This window comes from Mesorhizobium sp. (assembly GCF_004962245.1).
GTDB lineage: Bacteria > Pseudomonadota > Alphaproteobacteria > Rhizobiales > Rhizobiaceae > Mesorhizobium.
The window spans coordinates 1-6853 of record NZ_SUHQ01000069.1 but is presented as its reverse complement, the minus strand read 5'-3'; the positions used below and the strand labels follow the sequence as shown (position 1 = coordinate 6853).

The following is a 6853-nucleotide window of genomic DNA, read 5'->3' as shown; positions in this document are numbered from 1 at the left end:
CCCATCAGCCGCCTCGGCTTCGATCGGGACAACCTGCTGAGGCACCACAGCTAGACCATGATGCTTCCCGGTTATAATCCTTAGCCATGATAAACATCCTGCGGGCGCCCGACTTCCAGCAAAGCCAGCGGCTGCGCCTCAACACGCTGATCAGGCTGCGCTGGCTTGCCATTGTCGGCCAGAGCCTGACGGTTCTCGTCGTTGCCTATGGGCTGAAGTTCCCGCTGCCCGTCAGCCTCTGCTTCGCGCTGATCGCCTGTTCGGCCTGGATGAACCTGTTGCTGACCTTCCGCTATCCGGCGGCGCATCGGCTGACCCCGCTGCCGGCGTTTGCCATCCTGACCTTCGACAGCCTGCAGCTTGCCGGCCTGCTCTACATGACCGGTGGCCTCACCAATCCGTTTTCGGTGCTGGTGACCGTGCCCGTGGTCATCTCGGCGACGTCGCTGCCGCTGCGCCTGACCGCCATCCTCGGCGCGCTGGTGATGGTGGCGGCGAGCCTGCTGGTCTTCTTCCACCTGCCGCTGCCCTGGTACGAGGGCGCGCCGCTGGAGATGCCGTTCATCTATGTCGCCGGTATGTGGATGGCGGTGTTTTCCTCGATCGCCTTCACCGCGATCTACGCCTTCCGCGTGGCCGAGGAAGCGCGCCTGCTCGCCAACGCGCTGGCCGCCACCGAGCTGGTGCTGCAGCGCGAGCAGCATCTGTCGGCGCTGGACGGTCTCGCCGCGGCCGCCGCGCACGAGCTCGGCACGCCGCTTGCCACCATCACGCTTGTTGCCAAGGAGATGGAGAAAGCGCTCCGCAACGATCCGAAATACGGAGAGGACGTGACGCTGCTGCGCTCGCAGAGCGAGCGTTGCCGCGAAATCCTCAAGCGCCTGACCAGCCTGTCTTCCGAGGGTGAGGCGCATCTCTCCCGTCTGCCGCTGACCTCGCTGGTCGAGGAGGTGACGGCCCCGCACCGCGATTTCGGCATCTCGATCAAGCTTCGGCCCGGCGAGCGCATCGGCCCCGAGCCGGTCGGGCGGCGCAATCCCGGCGTCATCTACGGCCTCGGCAATCTGGTCGAGAACGCCGTCGACTTTGCCCGCAAGGCCGTCACTGTAAGCTGGAGCTGGAACGAGGCCGCCGTCACCTTCTCGATCATCGACGACGGGCCGGGCTTCCCTCCCGAAATCATCGACCGCATCGGCGAGCCCTATATGTCGACGCGCCAGGGCACCGAGGCGGGCGGCGGCCTGGGCCTCGGCCTTTTCATCGCCAAGACCTTGCTGGAACGCTCGGGCGCCACCCTCGATTTCCGCAATTCGAGCGCACCGGGCGAGGGCGCGGTCGTGCAGATATCGTGGCCGCGTGGCGTCTTCCTCAATCCTGAATCGGCTTCGGCCATCATGTTTGACACTGCATAAATTGGACAATAGCGCTCCAAAACTATATCTGCGTAAAAATCGGGCAGCAGGAATTTTAAAGACGATGAGTGGCGACGAAACGATTGGCGCAATGGTTGAAGGCGAGGATACCTCGCTGTTGATCGTCGACGACGACAAGCCGTTCCTCACCCGGCTTGCCCGCGCCATGGAAACCAGGGGTTTCGTGGTCGAGACGGCCGAGAGCGTCGAGGAGGCGGTGGCCAAGGCGCGCGCCAATCCGCCTGCCTATGCGGTGGTCGATATGCGGCTCGCCGACGGCAACGGCCTCGACGTCGTTGCCGCCATCCGCGAGAAGCGCGACGACGCCCGCGCCATCATCCTCACCGGCTACGGCAACATCGCCACCGCGGTAACGGCGGTGAAGCTGGGTGCCATCGACTATCTGTCGAAGCCGGCCGATGCCGACGACATTTTCGCCGCCCTCACCCGCACGGCGGGCGAACGCGCAGCACCCCCCGAAAATCCGATGTCGGCCGATCGCGTGCGCTGGGAGCACATCCAGCGCGTCTACGAAATGTGCGACCGCAACGTCTCCGAGACCGCGCGCCGGCTCAACATGCATCGCCGCACGCTGCAGCGCATACTCGCCAAGCGCGCACCGCGCTAGAGGATTTCCGGCTTGGATAGAAGGGCCTTACGACAGGGTTGCCCCGCCGCTGCCGTTTGATCATCATCGCATGATTTGATGTTGGCCCTGCTGGCTGACGGCCGATAGGACGGAGAGCACATGCAGGACCAGAAGCAGCGACCGGTTTCCATTCTTCGCGAATTCCTCGCCAGCGAGGCGGCAGGCGGCATCGTCCTGATGGCGGCCGCGGCACTGGCTCTGGTCGTCGCCAATTCGCCGCTGTCCGAAGCCTATTTCTCCGCCCTTCACGCCTATCTGGGACCGCTCAGCGTATCGCACTGGATCAATGACGGCCTGATGGCTGTGTTCTTCCTGCTGGTCGGCCTGGAGATCAAGCGCGAGATGCTGGACGGACAGCTCTCGACCTGGCCGCGGCGTGTCCTGCCCGGCGTCGCCGCCGCCGGCGGCATGCTGGTTCCGGCCCTTGTCTACGTCGCCATCAACCGCGACAACCCAGCCGCTCTGTCCGGCTGGGCGATCCCGACCGCCACCGACATCGCGTTTGCGCTCGGCGTGCTGTCGCTGCTCGGCAGTCGCGTGCCGGTGTCGCTGAAGGTATTCCTCACCGCGCTCGCCATCATCGATGATCTCGGCGCCGTCATCATCATCGCGGTGTTCTACACAAGCGGCCTGTCGCTCGCCTATCTCGGCGCCGCCTTCGCCGTCATCGCCCTGCTCGTCGTTCTCAACCGCATGCAGGTGCTGACGCTGCTGCCCTATCTCGTGCTTGGTGTCGTCCTGTGGGTTCTGGTGCTGAAATCGGGCGTCCATGCGACGCTCGCCGGCGTGGCGCTGGCCCTCACCATACCCCTGAAGATCACCCCGGGCATCAGCCATGATCTCGACCATTCGCCGCTGCATCGGCTCGAGCACGGCCTGCACAACGTCGTGCCCTTCGTCATCATCCCGATCTTCGGCTTTGCCAATGCCGGCGTTTCGCTGGCCGGCCTGAGCGCTGCCACCCTGGTCGAGCCGCTGACGCTGGGCGTCGCCGCCGGCCTCGTCGTCGGCAAGCTGGTCGGCGTGTTCGGCTCCTCCGCGCTTGCCATCCGGTTCGGCTTTGCCGATCTGCCGGTCAATGCCGGCTGGCTGCACATGGTCGGCATTTCGCTGCTCTGCGGCATCGGCTTCACCATGAGCCTGTTCATCGGCCTGCTCGCTTTCGCCAGCAACGTCGAGCTGCAGGACGCGGTGAAAGTCGGCATCCTCGCCGGATCCGTCATCGCCGCGATCCTCGGCGCCGCCGTGCTGCTGATGGCGCCGGCCGCGAATGGGGAAGAGGAGGACGAGGAGTAGCCGGCGGCACTTGAGTTCCTCGCCCCCGCGAAGCGGGGGAGAGGTGGCCCGGCGTAGCCGGGACGGAGAGGGGGACGACATTTGCGAAGCCAGAACCCGGTGAGGGACAGGGCGCGTGACGGGCCGTGATACGAAGCCTGTCAGGAGCCCTTGAGACAACGAACTCCCGGACGCCGCGAAGACCCCTCTCCGTCCCGGCTTCGCCGGGCCACCTCTCCCCACGTCGTGGGGCGAGGAACCCAGGTTCTGCGAAGGTAGTCGCAGCCGGATGAGGGGCAGCGCAAACGTCGAAAGTTATTCGCTCTCCCCCTCCAGCGCCGGCACCGGCACGCCGGCGAGTTCCGCCGCCAGCAGCCGCGAGGCGCCGGCCCGCGCGATCCTCAGCATCAGCGCCTTGCGCGTCGCCGCCGCCATGCGGTGCTCGGGCGCGTCGCGCAGGATTTCGGCGCCGTAGCCGTCGGAAAGGATAAACCCGCATTCCTGCGGAAAGATCTCCGAGGGCACGCCGGGATGCGTGGCGAAGAAGAAACGGTCGGAGTGCAGCCGGTAATCAGGCCATTTGCGGTCGACCCTGAAATCCTCGATCGAGGATTTGATCTCGATGATCCAGATGTCGCCCTGGCGGGTCAGCGCGACGAGGTCGGCGCGGCGGCCGGTCGCCAGCGACAGTTCGGGCAGCACATGCGCCCCCATTTCCCTGAGCAGCCGCTGCACGCCACGCCGCACCAGCATCGCGCGCTCCGACTGGCGGCCGTCGATCAGGGGGTTGAGGGGAATCGGCGAGATGATTGGCATGGCGGCACCATGCCAGATTTTGTTCACGGTTTGAACTCTTTTTGTGGTCGATTATATGGTTGACAAACCCAAAGTGGAGAGGTAGAAAGATTCCAACAACTTAGGAACCTTCGCCATGTCCATCCTGTCCCGCCCCGAATTCCACGACGAAGCGAAGGCTTTCGAGCATGTCGAGGCGATCTTGTGGCCGAACGGTCCAGTCTGCCCAAAGTGCGGTTCCGTGGACAAGCACTACAAACTGAAGGGCGTCCGCACCAAGCCTTCCAAGAAGAACCCGAACGGCGTCGAGCGTCATGCTCTTTACAAGTGCGGCGCTTGCCGTAGCCAGTTCACCGTCCGCATGGGTTCGATCTTCGAGGAAAGCCATTTGCCGCTAACCAAGTGGCTACAGGCAATCCACCTTATGTGCGCCTCCAAGAAGGGTATCAGCGCTCACCAGATGCACCGCATACTCGAATGCACCTATGAAGCCGCTTGGTTCCTGTGCCATCGCATTCGCCTTGCAATGGCGTCTGGCGAACTATCCCCGCTCGGTGGCAACGGCAAGACCGTTGACGAGACGTATATCGGACACCTCACGGATAATACCCGGTGAAGCGTGGCGGCGGCGCTCACAAGAACACTGTCGTTACGCTTGTCGAGCGCGGTGGCCCGTCCGTTCCTTCCATGTCGATACCGCCCGCATTGGCACCGTCATGCCAATCGTGCGCGCCAACATCGCCAAGGAGAGCGCGTTGATGTCGGATGAGGCTGGTATCTATCGCCGGGTGGGCCAAGAATTCGCCTCGCATGATTTAGTCACGCATTCCAAGGACGAATACGTTCGCGGCGCCGTCCACACCAACACGGTAGAAGGCTTCTATTCAATCTTCAAACGCGGCATGAAAGGCGTTTACCAGCATGGCGCTGAACACCATCTGCATCGGTACTTGACCGAATTCGACTTCCGCTACAGCAACCGGATTGCCATGGGTGTCGATGACGGCACTCGCGCCTTCATCGCCTTGAAGGGCGCCGCTGGTAAACGCCTCACCTATCGCAGACCTGTCAACGCAACGGCATAAGTGGCCACGTTATCGGCCTCCCTGAATAGCCATACTAGAACACTTGTTCTCCGCCCTGAATTCAGGCTCTTCCCCTTATGGTTAACTTCCTATAATAAGGGGGCATGAAAGAGCTGCGAATCGACCTCGATAAAATTGATGCCCGCCTGCGGGAGATTGACGCCCTTAGGGCGTCTCTCGCCGAAGAGGCGGAAGAATTACAGACCGTGAAGCGCATTGCCGTGAAGTACGGCAACGCGTCGGCAGAGATTGCCGTCCCGGCTGATACATCGGAAGAGCCTCGTCTCGGGCCCCCTCGACCGAAGGGGATTCCGACGCTGTTCCACATGACTTACGAAGTCCTGAGAGAAGCAGAGGGACAGGGCAAGTCGGGCTTGTCAGGCGCGGAGATCGTCGCCGCAATCGGTGAGCGGTACTGGCCGGGACTTCGAAACCAGCAAGTGATGCCATCCGTGTACGGGTTCGTGAAGGACGGAAGGCTCGGGAAGATGCAGGACGGTACTTTCTATACCGTTCGAAAAGATGAAGCGCCCCCCGGGAACCCGGAAGGCGCTTCGCAAGACACCGGCGGGGTGGCGACCCCGTAACGGTGACAAGGATTGATGGAGTCGCGTGGTGCCATCAATCCCAACTTCCGCTGCCACGGCGGCCAGAACCGGCACTGGTAGATGCCGGAGACTGGAGGTTCCATGATCCTCCATCTGAGCCGAGGCGCGGCGGTATTCTGTCCGCGTCTCATAAGATAGAGGCCATGGGGTGGGGATTTCTCCCTACCCCATAGTTTATCATGCTGCGGAGTCGGAGTCTATATTCCTATGCCCAAGCGGGAAGATAAGTCGCAGATCGAGAAATTCCGCGATGCGGCGCGCGAACTGAAAACTGATCAATCCGACGCGGCTTTCGAAGCCGTAGCGCAGAAGATTGCCCATGCGCCGAAATTGACGCAGGAACAGATAAGGGAATTGGTGCGCCGCAAACGCGGCGAGTCCGAACGCTAGAAACAAAAAGCCCCGGATTTCCGGGGCTTGTCGTTAGAGATGGTGGCCAAACGCCGAAATTATGCGGCGAGCTTGACCTCTTTGGAGGCGCGGGTATTGCTCATGAAAAAGGAAGTCTTTTTGAATTGCTCCAATCCGATCTCCTTGATCGCCTGCGTCACCGCCTCCTGAAGCGCATTCCTGATTTCCGTATTCATGGTCATCGACCTTTCCACAGACTCTTCCCTCCCCAAAAATGCTCCGCAACCCGTTAGGGTTCCGTTACTTTCGCGTTATATATAACCATGCTCCACGCGTTTGAATAGACTCAAAAACGTCTCGGTCCTTTAAGCCTCTCCCGAGCATGGCAAAAAATTGTTGGTCCGTCTGACTCCGAAGATGGAATTTCACATGCATGCACGAGAGTACGGGATCCAAATATGCCAAACTTAAGACGTGAGATAAGAGCGAAACCAAAAGATCGCCATACTCGCTCATTGATTTGTCAGTTAGGTCGAATTCGGGCGATAGCGTCATAAAGCGGACACGCAGCACTGGGCTATTGTATTTAGGCAGACCAGCCTTGTTCACCTGGACCATAGCCACTGACCTGCCACCGAATTTTCATCCAGCGGCAATTAGAGCCTCGGCAGGTTGTAC

At 61.6% G+C, this 6853-nt stretch carries 7 protein-coding genes and 1 pseudogene; 6 read left to right on the top strand and 2 right to left on the bottom strand.

The window, feature by feature from the left end:
* Positions 1 to 86: 86 nt before the first annotated feature.
* The 3 genes from E5X88_RS33080 (at position 87) to nhaA (ending at position 3357) form a co-directional block, all read left to right on the top strand.
* Positions 87 to 1412: an ActS/PrrB/RegB family redox-sensitive histidine kinase gene (locus tag E5X88_RS33080; RefSeq protein WP_292168438.1), complete on the top strand. Its 1326-nt coding sequence runs from the start codon at positions 87 to 89 to the stop codon at positions 1410 to 1412.
* Between the two features lie 64 nt (positions 1413 to 1476).
* On the top strand, positions 1477 to 2040 hold the full coding sequence (locus E5X88_RS33075) for an ActR/PrrA/RegA family redox response regulator transcription factor (RefSeq protein WP_292168436.1): 564 nt from the start codon (positions 1477 to 1479) through the stop codon (positions 2038 to 2040).
* Between the two features lie 120 nt (positions 2041 to 2160).
* Positions 2161 to 3357 carry a Na+/H+ antiporter NhaA gene (gene nhaA, locus E5X88_RS33070; protein WP_292168434.1) on the top strand — a complete coding sequence of 399 codons (1197 nt, stop codon included), beginning with the start codon at positions 2161 to 2163 and terminating at the stop codon, positions 3355 to 3357.
* Between the two features lie 294 nt (positions 3358 to 3651).
* Here the strand turns inward: nhaA and E5X88_RS33065 are convergent, their stop codons facing one another.
* Complete coding sequence (locus tag E5X88_RS33065; RefSeq protein WP_292168440.1) at positions 3652 to 4152, bottom strand: MmcB family DNA repair protein; 501 nt, start codon at positions 4150 to 4152, stop codon at positions 3652 to 3654.
* 115 nt (positions 4153 to 4267) lie between these two features.
* Here E5X88_RS33065 and E5X88_RS33060 point away from each other — a divergent pair.
* The 3 genes and pseudogenes from E5X88_RS33060 to E5X88_RS33050 all read left to right on the top strand — a co-directional run bounded on the left by E5X88_RS33060 (position 4268) and on the right by E5X88_RS33050 (position 6214).
* Positions 4268 to 5216, top strand: a pseudogene (locus E5X88_RS33060) (IS1595 family transposase).
* A 104-nt stretch (positions 5217 to 5320) separates the two neighbouring features.
* On the top strand, positions 5321 to 5803 hold the full coding sequence (locus tag E5X88_RS33055; protein WP_292168432.1) for a hypothetical protein: 483 nt from the start codon (positions 5321 to 5323) through the stop codon (positions 5801 to 5803).
* Positions 5804 to 6031: 228 nt separating this feature from the next.
* Positions 6032 to 6214: a hypothetical protein gene (locus E5X88_RS33050; protein ID WP_292168431.1), complete on the top strand. Its 183-nt coding sequence runs from the start codon at positions 6032 to 6034 to the stop codon at positions 6212 to 6214.
* A 59-nt stretch (positions 6215 to 6273) separates the two neighbouring features.
* On the opposite strand, the gene E5X88_RS33045 is transcribed toward E5X88_RS33050, so the two are convergent.
* Complete coding sequence (locus tag E5X88_RS33045) at positions 6274 to 6417, bottom strand: hypothetical protein (protein WP_292168429.1); 144 nt, start codon at positions 6415 to 6417, stop codon at positions 6274 to 6276.
* Positions 6418 to 6853 lie beyond the last annotated feature (436 nt).